The organism is Gemmatimonadota bacterium (genome assembly GCA_016712265.1).
In the GTDB taxonomy this organism is placed as follows: domain Bacteria; phylum Gemmatimonadota; class Gemmatimonadetes; order Gemmatimonadales; family Gemmatimonadaceae; genus RBC101.
Genome location: JADJRJ010000028.1, coordinates 1499173 through 1522215, shown reverse-complemented (window position 1 = coordinate 1522215; position 23043 = coordinate 1499173). Strand labels below are relative to the sequence as shown.

Genomic DNA, 23043 nt, shown 5'->3' with positions numbered 1-23043 from the left:
CCGCCGGCCCCGCCAGAGAATCTAGTGACGCCAGAAACCGCGAGCTTCCGCGTGGAGTCCTACGGCCGTCCGCTCGGCGTTGTTCCACGGAAGGCCGCTTGGACTGCGGTCCGACCGGCCCAGGCCAGCGCCGCGGTGAGTTGGGCATCTTCCCCACGGAGGAGGACCGACCGCCGCAAGGGAATCACCTCGTCCGGTACCACCCCGGTCGCCTCGATCCGGGCGCCGTTGGGGGCGTGGAAGTCGGCGATGACGTGCATGAACAGGTCGCCGTTCGGGAGCCGGCTGACGGCGGCGGGCAGGGCTTCCCCGGCGGTAGTATCCCCAAAGACCCTGGCGCGGCCGATATCCCGCATGCCGGCGGTGAACAGCTCCGAGGCACTGGCCGACAGCGGGTCGACGAGGATGGCGAGACGGCCCCCGTACGGGACCACGGATTCCCCGCGCGCGGTAGCACGGCGCGGGTTGACCAGGTACCGCAAGGTCGTCTGCCGCGACGTCAGCGTGCCTAACGAGACTGCGGTATCGACGAAGAAGCCTGAGACCCCCATGAGCAAACCGGCGACGCCGCCCAGGTTGCCGCGCAGGTCGAGGACGAGACCGCGACAGTCGCGCACCGATTCCATCGCCCGATCCAGTGCGGGGAGGACCGGCAGCATCCAGGTGTTGAAGTGGACCCATCCCACGCACCCGGCGGCATCGGCGTATCGCCGGTGGGCGAGGTGGAACTGCTGCGGAGGCAACTGCAGGTACTTGACCAGCTGCCCGGGTGCCTCGGTGGCGATCATCGTGACGGAGCGCCGCTTGCCGCCCGCATCGCGCGCCACGAGCGTCACGGTATCACCCAGGTATGTCCCTGCCGAGGCCTCGAGCCTCAAGACCAGTTGCATGGCGGCGCGCCGCGCCGCGGTGGGGTCGTCCAGGGCCCGGTGGGCCACCAACAGCGGTGCCACCTCACGGCGACCTACGCGCTCGACAGCCCATCCGCGCCGCACCCCGGCGCGGTCCGCCGCCGACCCGGGCTCCACCGTGGTCACCAGGACCTTGCCGTCGACCAACCGAAATCCCAGACCGACCGTGCCGGGCTCGCTCGGTTGCGCGGTATCACCGCGCATCGCCTGCACGATGTCCGAGGGCACGATCATGAAGTGCGATTCGCCGAGCCGATCGAAGAGGGTCCGGATCGCGCGACGCATCTCGTCAGGTTGGGTGGCCCTGGCGACGCCGGGCCTCAGTGAATCGCGAAGGCCAACCCAGTCGATCCCGCGAAAGGTCGAGTCATAATAGGTCGCGTTGATCCGCGACCAGGCCGTGTCAAACGACGCGAGGCCGAGCGCCGCATCATAGGGCCGCGCGTCAGGGGCGGCGACGGTGGTCCGCCCTCCGCAGGCGAACAGCATGCCGAGCAGGGGGAGCCGCAGGATCAGGGCGCGGGAGGTCATCGAACGAGGACGATCCGGCAGCGGCAAGGGCACGCGGGGGCGTGATGGAGATCACAAGCTCGGGGACGGCGTCATGCGAGCGTCACGCCGGGGCCTTGGGCGGGGAGAACGGCCAGGGCGAAGCACGGGCGGTACGGGCAGCCCGAGCAGCACGGGGGCACGGGGGCACGGGGGCACGGGGGCACGGGCAGTACCCGCGGCACATGAGTCACGCTTCTCGTGCTGCCCTGACTTCTCGTCCCGCTCGTGCTGCATCGGTTGAAAGCCCCCGCAACTGCCACTGCGAAGCACGAGCAGTACGCGCAGCACGGGCGGCACGGGGCTGCCCTCGGCCCCCCTACTTCAGCCCTCTCACGAACTCGGCGAGGTATGCCCCCCAGATCGCGGGCTGGGAGTGCGTGCCGTGGCCGCGGGTGCGCTCGCTCGTGGGGATGAGGATGTACTTCCCCTTCGCCACCCGGGGCATCAGGCGCTCCATCAACCCGAGTTCCGGTGGGTTGACGAGATCATCGGCCGAGTTGATCGCCAGGACGGGGGCGGTGACCTTCTCGAGGTGGGGCGAGGGGTCGTAGTCGCTGGATGCATCGAACTGGTAGAGCATGTCGTTCGGGTCCTGCGAACGAAAGCGCGCGTCGATATAAGCGCGTATCGTCGAGTCGGCGCGATCGCGGGTCGGCGCCTGGCGATGCTGTACCAGTGGGGCCGAGGTCATCATGTAGAGCATCCCCGACGCCGCCTTGAGCCCGCGGGGAGGCGAGGTGTAGTCCCCACCCTTCCAGTCGGGATCCTGCATGATGAAGTCGCGGATCATCGTGCGCATCATCCGGTTACGCCCGGCGATTTGGGTCGGCGCACAGGCGAGGGGCACGAGACCATCGGCAAAGTTCGGGTAGGTGTACCCCCAGACCCAGGCGTGCATGCACCCCATCGAGGTCCCCATCACGAGGCGCAAGTGGTTGACCCCAAGTCCCTGCAACAGGGCATGCTGCAAGTGCACCATGTCCGTGTAGCCGTACGTGGGGAATTTCATCCGCAGGCCATCGCTCGGCTTGCTCGACTTGCCGTGCCCGATGTTGTCCGGGAGGATCACGAAGTACTGCGTCGTGTCCAGCAGCTTGCCGGGACCGAATAGTTCACCCGCGAAGGCGGCGCCCAGGAAACCGCTCCCCGTCCCACCGGTTCCGTGGAGCACCAGGACAGCGTTGCGGGTCGTGCCACCCGCGTCTTTCCGCGGTTGGCCCAGCAGCGTGTAGTGCAGCTTGACGTTGTCGAGCGACTGTCCGTTGGCGAACCGGTACGTGGGAAGGACAACGTCGCCTTCGCGGCCCTGGGCGGCCAGCGTGGTCCCGGCGCTGAGCGCGAGGATGAACAACAGGGAGGAGGTGCGCATCGGGAGGAATGGAGTGACCCCGGAGAGTCCACCAGCGCGCGAGCGAGCGCAACCCTCGGCGGCCCCCGACTAGCGGCCCGCCATCTCCCGGACCCCGGCACGCCGGCTCCACTTCTTGCGGGCTTCCTGCACGGCGCGGGTAAACTCCACGCGAAAGCGATCCGGACCGAATTGTCGCGCGACGTATTCGCGCGCGTTGTCGCCGAGCTCTCGCGCCAGGGACTGATCGTCCAGCAACCGGCGTGCTTGTGTGCGCATCTCCTCCGGCGTCTCGCACACGAACCCAGTCACTCCATGCTGCACGATGGTCGTGGGATGTCGATTGGCGAGGACCGGAAGACCGGCCGCCATCCCCTCCAGCACAGCCATGTTGTAGCCGTCCTCGTAGCGTGGGTCGGCGGTGTGCACCATGAACCGATGCGACGCCAGCAGGCGCTTGAGGTGATCCCAGTCATCGGCCGGCGACACCCCGGTCAACTCCGGGTTGTGGCCCACGAGCCGACAGGGGATGTCCTGCATCGCCTGCTCGTGGAAATCCCAGGCGAGGAAGACGCGCTTGGAGACCACGTGGTTGGCGACCCGGATGCCGGAGGCCACATCCCCCACGGGTTCGTGATATTGGTCGGGATCAGCGGAGTTCTGCACGACCATGTGCGTCACGCCCCAGGACTTGGCCTTGGACCGCGAGATCGCCACGGCGTGCCCGCCCACCGAGGCGAGATAGGTGTTCAGCATCGCCCGCATATCACGCGGCTCGAAGTCCGCGCCCTGCTGCGCCATCCGGCCTTCCAGCGTCTCATGAAGGACCAGCAGCTTGGGCGCCTGCAGGTGCTTGGTGTCGAGCAGGTCGGTGATGTTGTGGTTGATCACCGCGTCGTAGCGCGCGTCAGTCACCTCGGAGAGCGCGAGCAATCGCGCATTCCGAGGCACCGGGCGCATGTGCGTGTCCCAGGTGCGCGTGTAGCGACCGGGCAGGCCGACCACGATATCCAGTTCGGCGCCCAAGACGCCGAGTTGGTGCACCCAGGCTTCGTGGCAGTTCAGGACAAGCAGCTTCACGTCGTCAGGACGCGCACGGCCCGGCTGAGGTATCGGCCGTGTATCGGATTACACGGCGCTCATGACATCCTGCCCGATTTCGTCGAGGTGCAGCGCCTGCGATGCCTCGAGCGCGCGTCTTAAGTCGTCCCATACATCCTCCGGGTCTTCGAGTCCCGGGGACAGGCGGAGCAATCCAGGTACGATCCCCGATGCCGAGCGCGCCTCGTCGCTGAGCACCCGATGCGTGAGTCCGGCCGGGTGCTGGATGAGTGTGTCCACGGAACCCAGGGAAACTGCCGGCGTGATCAGCCGGACGCTGCCCATGACTCTCCTGGCGGCGTCGAATCCGCCTCTGAGCGTGAAGGCCAACATGGGCCCGGGCCCGCGCATTTGTCTCCCGACAAGGTTCATCGGGTCGCCACCGGAGCGCCCGGGATAGCGCACCTCAATGACGGCCGGATGCGCCTCAAGACGCTCCGCCAACCACGCTGCGCTCTCCTGGGCAAAGCGGACACGAAGCGGCAGGGTCGGGAGACCGCGGTGCAGGAGGTACGCCGCGAGAGGATGCATGACCCCGCCCGTGGCGATGCGCACCTTGCGCAACTCGGCGGCCCACTGCTCGTCGGTCGCGACCACACCGCCCAACACATCGCCATGGCCGGCGAGAAACTTGGTCGCAGAATGCAGCGCGAAGGCTGCCCCGTGAACGAGGGGCTGCTGAAGGATCGGGGTGGCAAACGTCGAGTCCACGAGCACAGGCACACCGCGGCATTGCACGACGACCGCCGCGATGTCGATGAGGGCGCACGTGGGGTTTCCAGGTGTTTCGATCACGACCAACGCCGTGTCGGGTCGTATGGCCGCGCCCACACCCTGTGGCGTCGCCCACGTGACCTGCATGCCAAGGAGTCCCGACTCGAGCAGGTGGTCCGTTCCACCATAGAGTGGCCGGACGGCCACCACATGCCGACCTCGAGCGGTGACCGCGAGCAGGACTGCGGTCATCGCCGCCATGCCGCTGGCGAAGGCGACGGCGTCAGGCGCGTGCTCGAGTTGTGCGACCGCGCGCTCCACGCGCGCGACGGTCGGATTGTGCAACCGGGAATAGATCGGTGAGGAGGCATACCCCGGCGCACCGGCGGCCAGGGCATCCAGGTCTGCGGTGGCCGCAAAGAGGTCCGGGACCGGGTAAGTGGAGGACAGGTCGAGCGGTGGAGCGTGAACACCGATGGTACCGAGGTCTTCCCGTCCGGCGTGCACGGCCTGAGTCGTCACCCTCACTATCACAGAACTTCCTCCGCTGGAATTTCCATTCCCCAGTATTATCTTCGCTGACTCATCTGTCCAACGAATCATCTTCGCCTCTGTGACTGAATCTCAGCAGCTCGACCGAATCGATCGGCAGCTCGTCGGACTTCTGGCGAAGAATGCTCGGCTGTCCAACAAGGAGCTGGCTGCCGCCGTCGGGCTGGCGCCGAGTTCCTGCCTGGAACGGGTGCGCCGCCTGATCAGCGACGGGGTGCTCCGAGCCTTTCACGCGGAATTCGATCCCGCGGCGCTCGGCTACGGCCTGGAGGCGATGGTCGCCATTCGCCTGGCGCGGCACTCCCGCGAGCAGTTCAGCGCGTTCCGCGAATACCTGCTTGGGCTCGGCGAAGTGCTCGCGGTGTATCACATGGCCGGGGAGAACGACTTTCTCGTGCACGTCATGGCCCGCGACCCGGGCCACCTGCGGGACATCGCACTCGATCACCTAATCACCCGTACCGAGGTCGGCCATATCGAGACCTGGCTGATGTTCGACCATGTGCGTGGCCTCGGAGCGTCGTTAGGTTCTTCGGACGCCACCTGAACGCCACCCCCAGGCTGCTTCCTCGCCTCCAGGGTACCAGGCCCTGCTTGGCGCTCTCCCTTCCTCGTCACCACCTGCCTGTGCTTCGCCCTGTTAGCCGGTTTCTGACCGTTGTCGCCGCGATGTCGCTGTTCGGTTCCGCAGCGTGGGCGCAGGCGCGCCCCAAGTCGAATACCGCCGGACGCACCGCCGCGGCAAAGAAGGGAGCGCCGGCGCGCCAGGAGCCTCGCGGGCAGGGCGGATCCCGCGCCGGCGACACCACACGCCGCGCACCGGCGAAACCCAAGCCGGTCTGGCCGGTGAAGGGCCCCGACCTCTTGCCGGGCTCGATTCTTCCGAACAAGCGCATCATCGCCTATTACGGGAATCCCCTGTCCAAGCGGATGGGGATCCTGGGTGAGATCGCCCCGGATGAGATGCTGAAGCGCCTGGACCGCGAGGTCGCAAAGTGGACCGCTGCGGACAGCGCCGTCCCGGCCATCCCCGCTCTGCACCTGATCGTGACCGTCGCGCAGGCGTCCGCCGGCTCGGACGGGATGTATCGCGCTCGGATGAACGACTCGCTGGTCGAGCGTGTTGCTGGATGGGCCGCGCGCCGCAATGCCCTGCTCTTCCTGGATGTCCAGGTCGGCAAGAGCACGTTGCAGAAGGAACTGCCCCGCCTCGAGAAATTCCTGAGCCGCCCCAACGTGCACCTCGGGATCGATCCCGAGTTCTCGATGAAAACCGGACACGCGCCGGGCAAGCGCATTGGCACGATGGACGCGCGGGACATCAACTACGCGAGCGAGTTCCTGCAGGACGTGGTGTCGCGGCACAACATCCCGCCCAAGGTGCTGGTGGTGCACCGCTTCACGCGCCCGATGTTGACCAACTACCGCAACATCAAGTTGGACCCGCGGGTGCAGATCGTGATCCAGATGGACGGATGGGGGAACCCGGCGCTGAAGAAGGGCAGCTACGTGAACTACGTGTACAGTGAGCCCGTGCAGTTCACCGGATTCAAGATCTTCTACAAGAACGACACGAAGAAGAAGGGCTGGCGCCTGATGCAACCGGCCGACGTGCTCGCCCTCACTCCCCAACCCCTGTACATCCAGTACCACTAACCCCAGCCACCAGACCTCAGCGAACCAGGCCGCCTCCAGGGGACGCACGCCCCCAGCCGCGACGCGAAGACCTAACGAGCGACCGTCCTCCCCCCCGCCCGTGCCGCCACGAGCTGCACCAGGTGCCCCTGGTTGGCCAGCAGGTCCGCGAGCGTGCGTCCATCGAGCACCGCGAGGAACGCCGCCAACGCCTCATCGATTGCCCCGGCCAAGGTACACGCCGGGGCAATCGGGCACGAACCCGGATCGTCAAAGCAGGGCACGAGCGCGAGATCCTCTTCGCAGTCGCGAACCACCGCGCCGACGATAATCTCTCCTGGCATTCGAGCGAGCCGCACGCCCCCGTTCCGTCCACGCACCGTCTGCACGTAGCCACGCTGAGCGAGGCGCTGCACCACCTTCGTCAGGTGCTCCTCCGACATGTTCAGGCGCGCGGCTACCTCGGCCACCGTCTGCGTACCCGTCGGCTCAAGGCCGAGCGAGATCAGGCAGCGCAAGGCATTGTCGGTGAATCGCGTCAACCGCATGGGGCGACAACGTATGGGTCCAAGGCCCGTTGGAGGTAGGGCTTCTCCCTACACCGGACGGACGAAACACCCCCAGTCGGTTCGGGGAAAGCTCCCACGGCGAAAAGGGGTATCAAAAATGATCCTTTAGGCAGCTGGTCCGTTCTTCCCCCTGCCTCCACGAGGATCCACACCATGTCGTCCCCACGTCGCTCCCGATTCGTTGCCGCCGGCACCGGGGTGCTGGCGCTCGTCGGCTATCTCTACGCCTGCGGTCCGGCCAAGACCTCGTCGTCGATGGTCGGTGCCACGGACGCTCCGTCGCGCGTGTATGTCGCCCCCGGCACGCAGGATGAGTTCTACGCCTTCATGTCCGGCGGCTTCTCCGGCCAGGTCGGGGTCTACGGCCTCCCGTCCGGCCGTTTGCTCAAGGTGATCCCGGTCTTCTCGCAAAACGCCGAGAACGGGTACGGCTACAACGCCGAGACGCGGCCACTGCTCAACACGTCGTTTGGCGAGATCCCCTGGGACGACACGCACCATCCCTCACTCTCGCAGACGGATGGGATGCATGATGGTCGCTGGCTCTTCATCAACGCCAACAACACGCCCCGGTTCGCTCGCATCGACCTGACGAAGTTCGAGACGATCGAGACCCTCGAGGTGCCGAACACCGGCGGCAACCACGGGTCGCCGTTTGTCACGGAGAACACGGAGTACGTGATCGGCGCAACCCGTTTCTCGGTGCCCATTCCGCAGAAGGACGTGGCGATCACCAGTTTCGCCGAGAACTTCAAGGGCACCATTTCCTTCGTGAAGGCAGACGAAGCGGGAAAGATGGACGTCGCCTTCCAGTTGTTGGTACCAGGGTTTGACTACGACCTGGGCCGCCCGGGCAAGGGCCCGTCGCATGGGTGGGCGTTCTTCACCTCATACAACACCGAGCAAGCGTACACCAAGCTCGAGGTGAACGCCTCCAAGAACGACTATGACTACATCGCGGCCGTCAACTGGAAGACCCTGGAGGCCTGCAAGGCCGCTGGCAAGTCGAAGGCGTGGGCGGCGAACTACGCTCACAACACGTACGACGACAACCGCCACATGGCGTCGTCGGAGATGAAGAAGAGCGTGGCCGTCATCCTGCCCGCCGACTGCCCGGGGAGCATCTACTACCTGCCGACGCCCAAGTCCCCGCACGGCGTGGACATCGACCCGACCGGCGAGTACATCGTCGGCGGCGGCAAGCTGGCCACCGTCATCCCGGTCCACTCCTTCAGCAAGATGATGAAGGCGATCGAGGCAAAAGCATTCGAGAAGGAGGTGGAGGGGATCCCGGTCATCAAGTACGACCAGGTGATGGCGGGCGAGGTGCAGAATCCCGGTCTGGGCCCCCTGCATAACGAGTTCGACGACAAGGGGTGCGCCTACACGTCAGTGTTCATCACCTCGGAAATCGTCAAATGGTGCTTTAGCGACTTCAAGGTCGTGGACCGCGTCCCGACGTACTATTCGATCGGCCACCTGCTCGTCCCGGGCGGCGACACCAAGAAGCCCTACGGCAAGTACGTGGTCGCGATGAACAAGATCACGAAGGATCGCTTTCTCGGCACCGGGCCGGAACTCACGCAGTCGGCGCAGCTTTACGACATCACGGGGGCAAAGATGAAGCTCCTGCTCGACTTCCCGACGATCGGCGAGCCGCACTATGCCCAGGCGATCGACGCGAAGCTGATCAAGGACAAGCAGGTCAAGTTCTTCAAGCTGGCCGAGAATACGCACCCGTACGTCGCCCGCAGTGAGTCGGAGACGGGCATCGCGCGCAGTGGCAAGAACGTGCACATCAAGATGACGGCGATCCGCTCGCACTTCGCGCCGGACATGGTCGAGGGCGTCCAGGTCGGCGACACCGTGCTCTTCCATGTCACCAACCTCGAGCAGGACTGGGATGTGCCCCACGGCTTTGCGGCGATGGGCAGCTGGAGCGACGCGGAACTGCTGCTCATGCCGGGGCAGACCCGGACACTGAAGTGGGTGCCGAAGTACCCCGGGGTCTATCCGTTCTACTGCACGGACTTCTGCAGTGCGCTGCACCAGGAAATGCAAGGGTATGTGCGCGTCGCCCCGAGTGGCCGCGCCGTGGCCCTGCAAACGAGCACCAAGGCGCGACCGGCCGTCCCGGCAGGGGAGCAGTAGGCCTCGCGCGTCCGCCGCAGGTCGTCAGCGCCGTTCCGTTGGCGGCCTGTGGCTTCCCCGCTTTCGACACCACTCCGATGCTCTCGCTTCGCGCACGACTCGCCCTGGTCGCCTCCGCCGCCTTGCTGGGGATGATGTACATCCTCCCGATCTGGCAGGTATCGCTGGCCGCCCCGCAGTACCCCGAAGGACTCGGCATGCAGATCTGGCTGAACACGATCACGGGGATCAAGCCGAACGACCTCGACAACATCAACAACCTGAACCACTACATCGGGATGAAGCGGATCGTCCCGGAGTCGATCCCGGAACTGCGGCTGATGCCGGCCATCGTTGGGGTGCTCGTCGCCTTCGCCGCGGCGGCGGCGGCCACGAAGAACCGCAAGCTCGCCACGCTTTTCGTCGTGGCCTTTGTCGCCCTGGCGCTGGCGGGGCTGGTCGACTTCTACCGCTGGGAATACGACTACGGGCACAACCTCGACCTCGAGAACGCGATCATCAAGATTCCCGGGATGTCCTACCAGCCCCCCCTCATTGGCAGCAAGCAGCTTCTGAACTTCACGGCGAGCTCCTGGCCCGCCGCGGGCGGCGTCGCCGCCTTTGCGGCCCTGCTGCTGGGCATCCTGGCCCTGCGGATCGACCGAGCCCCTCGGGTGAGTGCGCGCGACGCCATCGCGGTCCCGTTGGGCACCGCCACCGTCTGAGTGACCATGAGACGCCTGCTGCTGGCACTCTCCGCACTGGCCCTCGGCTGCGGCTCCGCGCCGCGGGTGCTGGTGGAGGGCGAGTCGTGCGGGTACTGCCGTATGGCGATCACGGACACGCGGTTTGGCGGCCAGGTCGTGCTCACCACGGGCCGCACCCGAAGCTTTGATGCGATTGAGTGCCTGGTCGGCTACCTCGCTGCGGGGACCGACTCCACTCGCATCGGTGATGTGCTGGTTAGCGACTTCGAGTCCGGCCAGCTGGTCGACGCGGCCACGGCCGTCTTTGTCCGGGACGGCACCGTGGCCAGCCCCATGGGACGCAGCGTCATCGCCCTGGCCAGTGGCGCACCGGCCGAGGCGATCCTGGCCCGGTACGGCGGCACCATCGCCACCTGGGACGTCATGCGACGAGACCTGGCGTCGGCTCCGCCCCACGCCGTGCACCATGCGGGCACCGCCCCGGCTCGATGATGCTCGCCCCGGTCGTCGCGCTCGCATGGCTCGCCGCGGATACGCTACGCGTCGGCGCGCACGAAACCTACACCCGCATTGCTGACGCCCTGCGCGCCGCCGCGCCGGGCGCGGTGGTTGTGGTGGGGCCGGGCCGCTGGCGGGAACCCACGCTGGTGATCGGTCGGCCACTCACGCTGCTGGGACGGCCGGGGGCCATCCTCGACGGCGAAGGCCAACGGTCCCTGCTTGTCGTGAACGCCAACGATGTCACGGTCGCCGGGCTCACCTTCGAACACACCGGCACCAGCCAGGTGGACGAGCGCGCGGCGATCCGCGTGCGGGACGCGGAGCGTTGCCAGGTGCACGGGAACACCATCGTGGACGCGCAGTTCGCGATCTACCTCGAGACCACGCGGGCCTGCGAGGTTCGCGACAACGTCGTCCGCGGTCCCGGCGAGAGACAGATGAGCGCCGGCAACGGCATTCACGCCTGGAAGAGCGAACGGACGGTTGTCACCGGCAATCGCGTGACCGGCCACCGCGACGGGATCTACTTCGAGTTTGTGACCGGCGGCTTCGTCGCCCGCAACGTCTCGGAGCAGAGCGCGCGGTATGGCATGCACTTCATGTTCTCGAACGACTGCACGTACGAGGCCAACACCTACCGCGACAACGGCAACGGCGTCGCGGTGATGTACTCCCACCACGTGACGATGCGCCGCAACGTCTTTGCGCGATCCCGCGGGAGTGCCTCGTACGGGTTGCTCCTCAAGGACATCAACGACTCCGAGATCGTCGACAACCAGTTTCTCGCCAACTCCGTCGGGCTCTACCTGGAGGATGCCGGTCGCAACCGGGTGGTCGGGAACACCTTCCGGGAGAATGGCTGGGCACTCCGCTCCCTCGCCTCGGCGCAGGACAATCGCTACGAAGGCAATACGTTCGAGCTGAACGCGTTCGACGTCACGACCAACTCCCGGCAGTCCGTCTCCACCTTTCGCGGGAACTACTGGGATCGCTATCAGGGTTACGACCTGGACCGGAACGGGGTCGGCGACGTTCCCCACCTGCCGGTGCGACTCTTCTCACTCGTGGTCGAGCAGTCTCCGGCCTCCGCACTCCTGCTACGCAGCATACTCGTCGACCTGATGGACCTCGCCGAACGCGCATTCCCGGCCCTGACCGCGTCCGACATCCGCGATGAGGCCCCGCTGCTCGTCCGCCCGCTCCCGTCGCCCCCGCCGCCCCCCTCGCGATGATTACCGCTCACGGCATTTACAAGGCCTTTGGGTCACGTCCCGTCCTGCGCGGCGTGGATCTCGAGGTTCCCCGCGGCGAGATCACGGCCATCATCGGCCCGAATGCCGCCGGCAAGACCACGTTCAACAAGATGGTGCTGGGCCTCGTCCGTCCCGACGCGGGGGACGTGCGCATGAACGGCCTGCGCATCGACGGATCGGCGGCGTACCGCGCGCGGATCGGATACATGCCGCAGGCGGCGCGTTTCCCGGAAAATCTCCGTGCCGCTGACATCATCGCCCTGCTGACGGACCTGCGCGGCGGTGCCCCCGAGCGGGATGATGAACTCATCGACACCTTGTCACTCGCCCCGGTGCTCCAGACACCGATGCGTGTCCTCTCGGGTGGCACACGCCAGCGCATCAACGCGGCCCTGGCCTTCCTCTTTCGGCCTGAGCTGCTCATCCTGGATGAACCCACCGCCGCGCTGGATCCTGTGTCGTCCTCGACGCTCAAGGACAAGATTCGCAGCGCGAGGGGGCGTGGAACGACGTTCCTTATCACCTCACACGTCTTGAGCGAACTCGAGGAACTGGCCGACCGCGTCGTGTTCCTGCTTGATGGCGGGATCCGGTTCGCCGGCCGACCGCTCGACTTGATGCGCGAGGCCGGCGAGTCCAGCCTGGAACGTGCCGCCGCCCGCTTGATGCGCGATGCCGGGAGGGCCCTCGCATGAAGGCGCGATCCCCCCGCGTGCTCTCGTTCCGAGGTGCACCCGAACTGACCCCGCCTGTGCTGCCCGCTTACCACCCGCAGGCGAAGGTTGAGGATCGGCCCCTTGCGCCACCGCAGCTCCCAACGCCAAGGCACGCCATCGCCCGAATCCTCCGGTACGTCCTGGCAGACGTGATGCGGAACCGGTGGATCCTGGGCTACGCGCTGTTTTTCCTCGTCGCAACCGACCTGCTCGTTCGACTCGGCGGCACGGGGCCCCGCGCGCTCGCGTCGCTGCTCAATCTGGTCCTGGCACTCGTCCCACTCGTCACCGTCGTTTTCGGGACGATTTACTGGCATGGGGCACGCGAGTTCACCGAATTGCTCCTGACACAGCCCGTGGAGCGCTCGACCCTGTTCCACGGTCTGTTCGCCGGACTCGTGGTGCCGCTGGTCCTGGCCTTTGCCACTGGCGTGAGCCTGCCCCTGCTGGCACACCGCGCATTGGGAGCCGACACGCTGGGCACTCTGGGCCTGCTGCTGCTCGTTGGCGCGCTGCTGACCGCGATCTTCGGCGCCCTGGCGGTCCTCATTGGCGGGCTGGTGGAGGATCGGCTGAAGGGGCTGGGGATCGCGCTCGGGGCATGGCTGACCTGCACGGTGGCGTTCGACGGCGTCCTGCTCTGGCTGGCCGTGAGTTTTCGCGACTACCCGATCGAAGGTCCCCTCCTGGCGCTGAGCTTTGCGAATCCGGTGGATCTCGCGCGGATCCTGATGCTCCTCCGGCTCGATCTGGCCGCCATGATGGGAGTGACGGGCGCCGTGTTCACCCGGATGCTTGGCTCACCGATTGGCGTCACACTGGCGGTGTCGGCTTTATTCCTCTGGACCCTGATCCCTGGCTGGCTCGCGCTACGCACCTTTCGGCGTAGGGATTTCTAGGACAGGCGCCGCGAAACGCCTGATGGCTTCGCGTGAGTCCCCGATGTTCTATTTGCGTTCCCACCATAACGATCCACCCCTCCGACCATGCGCATCTCCCCTGTTATCGCCGTAGCGCCCCTCCTGACTCTCATCGCCTGTGGCGGTGGCGGTGAGCAGGCGGGTAGCGACACCGGGACCACGACGACCGCCACGACAACCGCAGCGCCAGCTGGTGGTGAGCTCCTGTATCAGCAGCGCTGCTTGTCCTGCCATCAGGCAACCGGTGAAGGCTTGCCCGGGACGTATCCGCCGCTCGCTGGCTCAGAGTATGTCGGCGCGGCAGACCCCGGCGTGCCGGCGCGGATCCTTATTCACGGCATCTCGGGGCCGATCACCGTGAAGGGCACCGAGTACAACAACCTGATGCCCCCGTACGGGGTCGGGGTGCAGATGTCGGATGAGGAGGTTGCCGAACTCCTGACGTATGTCCGGTCCTCGTTTGGCAACACGGCGAGCGCCGTCACTGCAGCCGACGTGAAGAAGGCGCGGGATGAAACCGCATCGCACACGGGGCCGATGACCGTTGAACTGCTCAAGCCATTGATGAAGTAGGTCGTCGACGGGAGGCGCGTCAGCTCACCAACAACGAGCAGCACGTCACCCCACCCTCGGCCTTGGCCAGCTCGCTGGCATCCACTCCCACGACGTCCACGCCCCCCGCACGCAGGAGTTCCTGCGTGCGGGGGAACTGGGTCGAGTGAATCACGCGCCCATTCAGCAGGACGGCGTTGGCCGCAAAGGGCTCGCTGGGGTCCACGGTGACCTGCCGATACCCAGGAAAGGTCGCGACATCGATCCACTCCGGATTGACGGCCAGTAGATCCGGGCCAACCTGCGTGACCGCCGTCTTGAGGTGCAGCGCGCCCCGCACGGCGGTCGCCTCGACGCGATACCCGCGTGGCGTCACGAGGGCGGCGAGTTCACGCACGGCATCCATCGTGGTGCGCGAGCTGATCCCGACCCACAGGGTCTTGCCGAGAGTCAGCACATCGCCGCCGTCCATGGTCCCCGGGCCGACAAGGTCCAGGATCTCGCGGTAGGACGCCAGGGCAGCGCGCACGCTGGCGACTTCGGGACGCCGGGACGCCGCCCCGGGACGCATCATGACAGCGAGGTCGTCGAGGACGATGGCGGTATCCTCAACGAAGACCGAATCGGCCAGGTCCGGTACCTCTGGGAGCTGGTGGACCTCCACGCCGCAAGAACGAAGCGCCCCTTCGTAGGCCGCATGCTGTCTCCGGGCGACCTCGAGGTCGATCGTGGTGCGCGCGACGTGCGTGAGCTCGCAGGCAACGATGCGGCGCGACACGGCGCGCGTGATGGCGTGTTTCACGGGCGTGGGTTAGGGGTGCGCGCAAGCTATCACGCCGAAACGCGCCCCACGACCGCTCACAGCGGGCGCGCGTATCGCTCCACCTGTTCCACCCCGTCGTCATCGGTCAACACGAGGTACACCCATTGGCGACTGATCGCGACCACGCGACGGCCTGGCTTGAGTTCGAAGGAGCCGACCCGTGTCCCCTTGTCATCCAGGATGTCGTAGCGCCGCGCACCCGATGGGCGCGCCGGGCGCCCGACCCACACTCGATCACCGGGCGCGAGATGAACAGCACCCGCCTCGAACATCGGAAAACGTTCGGCAAAATGGGTTCCCGCGACCAGGGCCTGGATCTCCGCCTCTGTCGGCTTCGGGGTGAGCCCCATGCCGCCGTTCTCCCCGCGACCGCTCGTCGGACTGGACGCCAGGAAGTCCTCCACGTAGCGCCGCCGATCGGCAGCGGTCACCACCGAGGTCACCCATGCATGTGAGGGCCCGGTGCGGCTGGGGCCGCCGGGTGCACGGATCTCGAGGGCGTAGGTATCGGCACGCAGGACGCGCACCCGACCGTCCGAGCCCACCCACCATGCGTCCCGAGCCGCATACCCTACTGTCGGAATGCGTGGCGTCATCGACGGAGCCCGGATGTCCGGGCGCATGCGATCGCCCTGGATGCGGGCAAGGGCAACGGCCGCCCCACCCCGCGGTGCGCGCACGACCTCCACGGTGTCGCCGGCCAGAGGGACCCTGGCCGCCCAGCCGGGGATCGTGTAATACAGCGCGCCCTGCGCGTCGATACCGTTCACCCCCAGTACGCCCGGGATGTCCCCCGGGATCGTCCGCATGCTTCGCCCCGTTGGACCAACCACCAACAGCCGTTGATTACCCAGGTCGACCACGAGCGTGCTGTCCCCCGGCATGGCGACAAGCCGCGTCGGCAGGCGTATCTCGCCCGGCCCCCCGCCGCGCGGGAAGAGCGACGTCGCGGTCCCGGACGCGAAGTCGAGGGCAACCACTCGCTGCTCGATGTAATCGGAGACCATGAGACGCCCGTCCGCGAGCTCCCGTGCACCGCGGACCTGCGAGAACGGCTCGGGATGAACGCGGGGGATCCCCTCGAGCTGGCGCACCTGCGCCCCGGCCGGCGAGGCAGCCAGGACGACCATCACGAAGGCGAGGCGCATGACGCGGTGCATCCAGGGCTCCGGAGACTGAGGGGCCACGATGCCACGCCCATGCGCACCAAGCCACGTCACTGGGATGGACCGGCATGGTGACATGCCGGGCCGTCCAGATCGTCGCTCACCGTGCGAAGGTCAGCCAGCCGTGTTCGTCGGGGATGCGGCCCGAGGTCGTGTCGTTGAACCGTTGCTGGAGCGCCTGCGTCACCGGCCCCGGCTTCCCGGTGCCCACCGGGATACGGTCGACGCTGCGCACGGGGGTGATCTCCACCGCCGTCCCGCAGAAGAAGACCTCATCGGCGAGGTAGACCGACTCGCGAAGCAAATCGCGCTCATGCACCGGGATCCCGAGGTCCTTCGCCAGGCTCATCACGCAATCACGCGTGATGCCCGGCAGGATGGAGGCATCCACCGGCGCGGTGTAGATGGCTCCGTTCTTCACGAGGAAGGTGTTGGCGCCCGAGCTCTCCGAGAGCTTGCCATCCGGCCCCATCGCGATCGCCTCGGCATACCCATCGGCGAGAGCCTGCATCTTGATCAACATCCCCGAGAGGTAGTTGCCCGCGATCTTGGCCATCGTGGGAATGGTGTTGGGGGCTACGCGCATCCACGAGGAAATGCACGCATCCACGCCGTTTTCGTGCGCGCCGTCGCCAAGGTAGGCCCCATAGGGCCAGCAGGGAATGAACACCTCAACCGGTGAGGCAAAAGGCACCATGCTAGAGGCGCCGTATCCACGCAGCACCATCGGCCGCAGGTAACACGCTTCCATGTTGTTCTTCACGACCACCGAACGCGCCGCCTGCACGAGGTCATCGAGGGAGTACTTCATCTCGAAGCGATACACCTTCGCGCTGCCGAGCAGGCGCTCCATGTGTTCCCGCAGCCGGAAGATGGCTGGGCCCTTCGGGGTGGAGTAACACCGGACCCCCTCGAAGATCGCCGAGCCATACTGCACGGAATGCGACAGGAGGTGGATGTTGCAGTCGGCCCACGGCACGAAGGCCCCGTCACGCCAGATCCACTCGGTGGCAGTCAATTGGGACATGGCGGCTACACTCCAATGGTGGGAACAGTGGCATCGGGGCCCACAACCGTGGTCCACTGCCGAACGAACCAGCGCGTGACGATTCCCTCGGTGACGAAGGGATCCTGCCTGGCGAACGAGATGGCGACCTCGGGTGAATCGCCCTTGAACACCAGGACCGACCCATCAACCGGGTCAGCAAACGCCCCGGCCTGCACCAGTTCGCCCCGCGCATGGGCGGCCCGCACAAGGTCGAGATGCGCGGGACGGTGCGGCGCACGCTTGACGGCGTACTCTGCGTCGGCTTCGTAGAAAAGAAGAAAGTACACGGGGAGGGCGGAGAGGGGCGAGTCGAACCTGACGCGGGCGGAATCTGCAGCCCCGAGCGTCCGGGCGGCAGTCTGCTTTGCGGGATGGTGGATCGCGCGTCCGAAACCGTGCCGTTTACCCCCGGGACGCAAAAACGCCCCCGGGAGTGACCCCGGGAGGCGTTTGCGCCGTCCCCAGCACGAAGGCGAAAGGGAGGCTGATCCTGCGCCGCGGTGCGTTGCGGCTTCCGTGAAGAAGACGCGAGACCATCGCGGCGGCAACGCACGGTGGACTGCAGCGTGACGATACAGCGCGGGGCCGTGAGGGAGGCGCGGTGTCCAGCGAGCGGGCCGGCCACAACGACACGGGGGGCGACGCGGCTCCTTGCCGCATCGCCCCCCGTGGCCGCCGGATGCTGGCGTTACTGCACCGCGTTGATCATGTCGAAGATCGGCAGATACATCGCGACGACCATGCCGCCGACGACGACGCCGAGGAAAACGATCATGATCGGTTCGAGGAGGGAGAGCAGTCCACTCACCGCCGCGTCCACTTCTTCGTCGTAGAAGTCGGCGATCTTCGAGAGCATTTCGTCCAGGCCACCGGTTTGCTCACCGACGGCGATCATGCTGATCACCATGGGCGGGAAGACGGCAGACTTCTGTAGAGGTGCGGCGATCGTGTCACCACCGGCGATCGAGGCACGCGACGCCATGATCGCATCCTGGATGACGCGATTGCCGGCGGTCTTCGCGGTAATCTCCAGGCCGTCGAGAATGCTGACGCCCGAGGAGATCAGCGTGCCCAGCGTCCGGGTAAAGCGGGACACCGCGGACTTGCGGAGCACGTCGCCCAAGACGGGCATGCGGAGCATGAGGCGGTCAATCGTGAGGTGTCCCCCCGGCGTGGCGTAGTATTTCTTGAGCAGGAACGCCCCGGCGGCCAGGCCACCGCCCACGGCCCACCAGTACCCCTTGAGGAACTTCGACATCCCGATGACCACGCGCGTGGGCATCGGCAGGGCCATGCCCACGGAGGCGAACATGCTTTCGAACACGGGGATGACGAAGATCAGCAGCACCACGATCGCGAGTCCGGCGACGGACATGATGACGCCGGGGTAGATCATTGCCCCCTTCACCTTGCGGACGAGCGCGTCGTTCTTCTCCATGAACGTCGCAAGGCGCATCAGGATGGTGTCCAGAATACCGCCGGCCTCGCCGGCGGCCACCATGTTCACGTAGAGCTCGCTGAACGCGTTCGGGTGCTTGGAGAGCGCGTCGGCGACGGTGTGTCCGGACTCGACGTCAAACACGACGGCGCGGGTCACCTCGGACAGCACCTTGTTCTCGGTCTGCTTGGCGAGGATGTCGAGGGCCTGCACGAGCGGCAGGCCGGCGTTGATCATCGTCGAGAACTGCCGCGTGAAGATGACGATGTCGCGCATCCCGACGGATCCGCGGGCCTTCTTCGGCTTGGCGTTCTCGTCGACCTTGACGACGGAGAGACGCTGTCGCCGCAGCTGCGCGACGACGTCCTCCCGACTGGAGGCCTCGATCGTCGCCGTCTTCAGGTCCCCGTTGGAGGCTCGGGCGGTATAGGTAAACGTGGCCATGACGGTCCTGTGCTACGGAAAGGGGAAACTCAGCGACGTCCCGCCGCGGCCGCCGGTCGCGGCGTCGCACGGGAGGATTTGTCGCCGTCATCATCGACCTGGGCGCGGCCGATCATGCGAAGGAACTCGGTCGGGTCGCTCGACGTGCGGAGACACTCCTCCTCCGACACCTCGCGTGCGACGTACAGCTGGTAGAGCGCATCGTTCATCGTTTGCATGCCGAACTTCTTGCCCGACTGCATGGACGAGTAGATCTGGTGGATCTTGTCGTCACGAATGAGGGCGCGGATGGCGGCGTTGATCACGAGGATCTCCGCGGCGAGCACCCGGCCGCGACCGCGGGCCCGGGGTAACAGCGTCTGCGTCACGATGCCTTCCAGCACAAAGGCGAGCTGCGCGCGCACCTGCGATTGCTGGTGGCTCGGAAAGACGTCGATGATCCGGTTGATGGCCTCGGCGGCCGAGTTGGTGTGCAGCGTCGCAAAGACGAGGTGGCCCGTCTCGGCGATGGTGAGGGCCGCCTGGATGGTCTCCAGGTCCCGCATTTCGCCGATGAGGATCACGTCGGGGTCTTCGCGCAGCGCGTACTTCAGGGCATTGGCGAAGGTCTTGGTGTCGGTCCCGACCTCGCGCTGGTTGACGATGCAGCCCTGGTGGCGGTGGATGAACTCGATCGGGTCTTCCACCGTGATGATGTGGCCCTGCCGCTCGCGATTGATCTTGTCGATCATCGCCGCGAGGGTGGTGGACTTGCCGGACCCGGTGGGACCGGTCACGAGCACGAGGCCGCGCGGCTTCTCGGACATCCGCGCGATCACGGCGGGCAACCCCAGGTCCGTGAAGGTGCGCACGTTGAACGGAATCTGCCGGATGACCATCGACACGCACCCGCGCTGCTTGAAGCAGTTGCCGCGGAACCGGGCGAGGTTCTGGATGCCGAACGAGAAATCCAGCTCGTCCTCCATCTCGAAGCGCTTTTTCTGGTTTTCCGTCAACACGGAATACGCCAGCTGCAGCGTGTCTTTGGGCGAGAGGACGAACTCGATATTGGAGTTCACGATGGCGCCGTCAATGCGAAGCTTGGCGCGCTCACCGGCCGTGATGTGCAAGTCGGACGCGTCGCGCTCGATCACTTCCTCGAGCAGCGCGCGGAGATTGACGGCCGGGGCCGCGTTTGGCTTGGTCATGTGAGGAGACGGCAGAGGGCAGACGGCAGACGGCAGTCCGTTGCCGTGCGCCCGCTCGTGCCTGTGGTTGTGGTTCGTTTACTCGCGACCATCGTGCCGCTCCCCGGCCCTCTCGGGCCCGTTGACCATCCATTTGACGTCCAGTTCGAGCGCGCAGTCACGGCTGTGACCTGCATCACTGCGCCACGTCGCACGCCGTTCGGCCGATCGGATGCGTCGTCTGCCGTCTCGCCCTTACGCCGCCGTTTCCCGAATCACCTGCTCCAGCGTGGTGACACCCTTGAGCACCTTCAGCCAGCCGTCCATGCGGAGGGTCAGCATTCCCTCACTGATGGCCGCATCCTTGATCTCTTGCGCGCCCACGTTCATGAGGATGCAGCGCCGCAACTCCGGGGTCATGGCCATCACCTCATACAACCCCTGCCGCCCCTTGAGGCCCGTGCCGGCACAGTCATCACACCCACGTCCCTTGAAGAACGGGAGTTCGCCGATGCGCGTGTCGATCGAGAGGTGTTCCAGGTGCGGCAAGGCGTCCGGCATGGCGCGGGACTTGGCGTCCTGCAGCGCCGTTTCGGTAAAGCGGAGGTCACCGAGCCGGGTGTCCGGGGAGACCTTCGCGCCACCCAACTCGATATCATCCGGGGTGTACTTCTTTCGGCACTTTGGGCAAATGCGCCGCACGAGGCGCTGCGCGAGCACCAGGTTAAGCGCCGAGGCGACGTTGAACGGCTCGAGCCCCATGTCCATGAGACGCGTGACCGTTTCTGGCGCCGAGTTGGTGTGCAGCGTGGACAACACCAGGTGACCCGTCAGGGCGGCCTTGATGGCGATCCCACCCGTCTCCAGGTCTCGAATCTCACCGACCATGATGATGTTCGGGTCCTGGCGCAGGAACGCCTTCAGCGCCGCCGCAAACGTCATCCCGATCTCGTTGCGCACCTGGACCTGGTTGATCCCGAACAGGTTGTACTCGACCGGGTCCTCCGACGTCATGATGTTGACGTCGATGTTATTGATCTTCGAGAGGGCCGAATACAGCGTCGTCGTCTTGCCGGATCCCGTGGGACCGGTGACGAGCACCATCCCGTACGGGTTCATGATCGCTTCCATGAGCGCCTTTTCGGCGCTGGGCTCGATGCCGAACTTCTCCAGGTCCAGCGTCAGGTTCCCCTTGTCGAGGATCCGGAGCACGACCTTTTCGCCGAACAGGGTCGGGAGCGTCGAGACGCGATAATCGATGACCTTGTTCCCGATCTTCAGCTTGATGCGCCCGTCTTGTGGAACCCGGCGTTCGGCAATATTGAGCTGGGCCATGATCTTGAAGCGCGAGATCAGGGCGGCCTTGAGCTTCAGGGGCGGCTTCATCACTTCCTGCAGGGCCCCGTCGATGCGGTACCGCACGCGCAGTTCGTGCTCGAAGCACTCGAAGTGGATGTCCGAGGCACCCCGCTTCACCGCGTCCGTCAGGATCGCATTGATCAGCTTGACGACCGGCGCGTCGTCCACCGCGGCCGCCAGCGCGGCGGCGGACACATCCTCTTCCTTGTCCTCGACCACCTCGATGTCATCGAGGCCGCTGACCTCGTCGAGGAGGTTTTTCATCCCCTCGTCGCCCTGGTCGTACTGCTTGTCGATGACGTTGCGCAGCGTGTATTCGCCGGCGAGGACCGGGAAGATGTCGTAGCGCGTGATGAACTTGAGGTCCTCGAGGATCCCCAGGTTCGTCGGATCGGCCACGGCAACCGTCAGCGTGCGTCCCTCGCGCTTGAGCGGGAGGACCAGGTGCTTGGTGGCCAGCTCGGCCGGGATCAGCTTGATGATGCGCGGGTCGACCTCGAACTTCGAGAGGTCCACCGCGGGCATGCGTGAGCTGCGGGCGAGGTACTTCGTCAGCTCCACCTCGGGGACGATCCCGAGCTTCACCAGGGCATACGTCTGCGTGCAAGAACTCTGCTTCGATTCCTGGCGCGAGCGCTCGAACTGCTCCTTGGTGATGACACCATCCCGCAGCAGCGCATCTGCGACCTTTTCGCGAGGTGCAACGACCGGAGCCATGCGTGGGACGGAAGGGCGGCGGTGAGCGAGGATGGGAGGCGCGTCAGTCTGACGACGGACGACGAACGGCGCGCCGCGACTTCCGAGCGCCATTCCTGACCGATCCTTCAGCGCCTGAAGTCACAACGGAGGGACGCCCGTTGTCCCCAAACGTCACGTAGGGCGCGAGGCGAGCCGACATCGCCGGCCCGATCCCCCGCACGCGATGCAAGTCCTCCAGTGAGGCGAACTTGCCACGGGCTTCCCGCTCTTCCACAATGCGGCGGGCCATGGCCGGCCCAATCCCGGGCAGGCGAGTGAGTTCCTCCAGACTTGCGGCGGACGGATCGACGCGCGGCCGGGCAAGCTGTCCCGCCCGCGCGGCGTCACGAACCACCCGCTCGGCGGGAAGGCTGCCCGGTGCCGACACTTCCGCTCGCATCGCCGCGAGGGTGTCCGCGGGGCGGCGGCGCGGGGCCGCCGACGCGATGCCCTCGGTGGGCGCGCGCCGCGAAACCACCGTTTGCGATCTTCGCGGCGCGTCGCGTTGTGTGCGCATCGACACCTCCGCGGCCGGACCGGCCCCGGGGTCGCGCCGAACAAGGCGAAAACCAATCCCCAGCACCAACAGGACTCCGAGCGCGACGTGTAGTCGATCCGGTCGAGACGGCATACGCCCAGTATGGAACAGACATCTCGCGCGCACGTGACCGCGCGCTTGCCAATGGTAGCATTCCATTGC

General features: G+C 66.2%; 22 protein-coding genes. 9 read left to right on the top strand and 13 right to left on the bottom strand.

What is annotated here, in order from left to right:
- Nucleotides 1-59: 59 nt before the first annotated feature.
- The 4 genes from IPK85_13340 to IPK85_13325 all read right to left on the bottom strand — a co-directional run bounded on the left by IPK85_13340 (nt 60) and on the right by IPK85_13325 (nt 5229).
- Nucleotides 60-1442: a hypothetical protein gene (locus IPK85_13340; protein ID MBK8248373.1), complete on the bottom strand. Its 1383-nt coding sequence runs from the start codon at nt 1440-1442 to the stop codon at nt 60-62.
- A gap of 337 nt (nt 1443-1779) precedes the next feature.
- Entirely contained in the window at nt 1780-2832 is a 1053-nt protein-coding gene (locus IPK85_13335) for an alpha/beta fold hydrolase (protein MBK8248372.1), read from the bottom strand.
- A 69-nt stretch (nt 2833-2901) separates the two neighbouring features.
- Complete coding sequence (locus IPK85_13330; GenBank protein ID MBK8248371.1) at nt 2902-3891, bottom strand: glycosyltransferase family 4 protein; 990 nt, start codon at nt 3889-3891, stop codon at nt 2902-2904.
- A 48-nt stretch (nt 3892-3939) separates the two neighbouring features.
- On the bottom strand, nt 3940-5229 hold the full coding sequence (locus IPK85_13325; GenBank protein ID MBK8248370.1) for a PLP-dependent transferase: 1290 nt from the start codon (nt 5227-5229) through the stop codon (nt 3940-3942).
- Between the two features lie 10 nt (nt 5230-5239).
- Here IPK85_13325 and IPK85_13320 point away from each other — a divergent pair, with 10 nt between their 5' ends.
- On the top strand, nt 5240-5725 hold the full coding sequence (locus tag IPK85_13320; protein MBK8248369.1) for an Lrp/AsnC family transcriptional regulator: 486 nt from the start codon (nt 5240-5242) through the stop codon (nt 5723-5725).
- A gap of 74 nt (nt 5726-5799) precedes the next feature.
- On the top strand, nt 5800-6834 hold the full coding sequence (locus tag IPK85_13315; GenBank protein ID MBK8248368.1) for a hypothetical protein: 1035 nt from the start codon (nt 5800-5802) through the stop codon (nt 6832-6834).
- 71 nt (nt 6835-6905) lie between these two features.
- Here the strand turns inward: IPK85_13315 and IPK85_13310 are convergent, their stop codons facing one another.
- Nucleotides 6906-7361 (bottom strand): Rrf2 family transcriptional regulator, encoded by a 456-nt coding sequence (locus tag IPK85_13310; GenBank protein MBK8248367.1) that lies wholly within the window; start codon nt 7359-7361, stop codon nt 6906-6908.
- Nucleotides 7362-7535: 174 nt separating this feature from the next.
- On the opposite strand from IPK85_13310, the gene nosZ reads away from it, so the two are divergent.
- From nosZ to IPK85_13275, 7 genes are all read left to right on the top strand, one after another.
- A complete protein-coding gene (gene nosZ, locus IPK85_13305; GenBank protein MBK8248366.1) occupies nt 7536-9533 on the top strand; it encodes a Sec-dependent nitrous-oxide reductase in 1998 nt (665 codons plus the stop codon).
- Between the two features lie 77 nt (nt 9534-9610).
- The gene (locus IPK85_13300) at nt 9611-10237 is read left to right on the top strand and encodes a hypothetical protein (protein MBK8248365.1); all 627 of its coding nucleotides are present in this window, start codon (nt 9611-9613) and stop codon (nt 10235-10237) included.
- 6 nt (nt 10238-10243) lie between these two features.
- Nucleotides 10244-10711: a nitrous oxide reductase accessory protein NosL gene (locus IPK85_13295; GenBank protein MBK8248364.1), complete on the top strand. Its 468-nt coding sequence runs from the start codon at nt 10244-10246 to the stop codon at nt 10709-10711.
- Nucleotides 10708-11952, top strand: a complete 1245-nt coding sequence (nosD, locus tag IPK85_13290) for a nitrous oxide reductase family maturation protein NosD (GenBank protein ID MBK8248363.1) — start codon at nt 10708-10710, stop codon at nt 11950-11952. The genes IPK85_13295 and nosD overlap by 4 nt, the downstream gene beginning before the upstream one ends.
- A complete protein-coding gene (locus IPK85_13285) occupies nt 11949-12668 on the top strand; it encodes an ABC transporter ATP-binding protein (GenBank protein MBK8248362.1) in 720 nt (239 codons plus the stop codon). Before nosD ends, IPK85_13285 begins: the two co-directional genes overlap by 4 nt.
- Nucleotides 12665-13588: an ABC transporter permease gene (locus IPK85_13280; protein ID MBK8248361.1), complete on the top strand. Its 924-nt coding sequence runs from the start codon at nt 12665-12667 to the stop codon at nt 13586-13588. Before IPK85_13285 ends, IPK85_13280 begins: the two co-directional genes overlap by 4 nt.
- An 87-nt stretch (nt 13589-13675) precedes the next feature.
- Nucleotides 13676-14182: a cytochrome c gene (locus IPK85_13275; protein MBK8248360.1), complete on the top strand. Its 507-nt coding sequence runs from the start codon at nt 13676-13678 to the stop codon at nt 14180-14182.
- Nucleotides 14183-14201: 19 nt separating this feature from the next.
- On the opposite strand, the gene IPK85_13270 is transcribed toward IPK85_13275, so the two are convergent.
- The 8 genes from IPK85_13270 to IPK85_13235 form a co-directional block, all read right to left on the bottom strand.
- A complete protein-coding gene (locus IPK85_13270; GenBank protein MBK8248359.1) occupies nt 14202-14963 on the bottom strand; it encodes a dimethylargininase in 762 nt (253 codons plus the stop codon).
- Nucleotides 14964-15019: 56 nt separating this feature from the next.
- Nucleotides 15020-16144, bottom strand: a complete 1125-nt coding sequence (locus IPK85_13265; protein MBK8248358.1) for a hypothetical protein — start codon at nt 16142-16144, stop codon at nt 15020-15022.
- A gap of 106 nt (nt 16145-16250) precedes the next feature.
- The gene (locus tag IPK85_13260) at nt 16251-17177 is read right to left on the bottom strand and encodes a branched-chain amino acid transaminase (GenBank protein MBK8248357.1); all 927 of its coding nucleotides are present in this window, start codon (nt 17175-17177) and stop codon (nt 16251-16253) included.
- Nucleotides 17178-17182: 5 nt separating this feature from the next.
- Nucleotides 17183-17485: a hypothetical protein gene (locus IPK85_13255; GenBank protein MBK8248356.1), complete on the bottom strand. Its 303-nt coding sequence runs from the start codon at nt 17483-17485 to the stop codon at nt 17183-17185.
- A 401-nt stretch (nt 17486-17886) separates the two neighbouring features.
- The gene (locus tag IPK85_13250; GenBank protein ID MBK8248355.1) at nt 17887-19080 is read right to left on the bottom strand and encodes a type II secretion system F family protein; all 1194 of its coding nucleotides are present in this window, start codon (nt 19078-19080) and stop codon (nt 17887-17889) included.
- Nucleotides 19081-19109: 29 nt separating this feature from the next.
- Nucleotides 19110-20267, bottom strand: a complete 1158-nt coding sequence (locus IPK85_13245; protein MBK8248354.1) for a type IV pilus twitching motility protein PilT — start codon at nt 20265-20267, stop codon at nt 19110-19112.
- Between the two features lie 234 nt (nt 20268-20501).
- Nucleotides 20502-22322: a Flp pilus assembly complex ATPase component TadA gene (gene tadA / locus IPK85_13240; GenBank protein ID MBK8248353.1), complete on the bottom strand. Its 1821-nt coding sequence runs from the start codon at nt 22320-22322 to the stop codon at nt 20502-20504.
- A gap of 43 nt (nt 22323-22365) precedes the next feature.
- On the bottom strand, nt 22366-23040 hold the full coding sequence (locus IPK85_13235) for a helix-hairpin-helix domain-containing protein (protein MBK8248352.1): 675 nt from the start codon (nt 23038-23040) through the stop codon (nt 22366-22368).
- Nucleotides 23041-23043 lie beyond the last annotated feature (3 nt).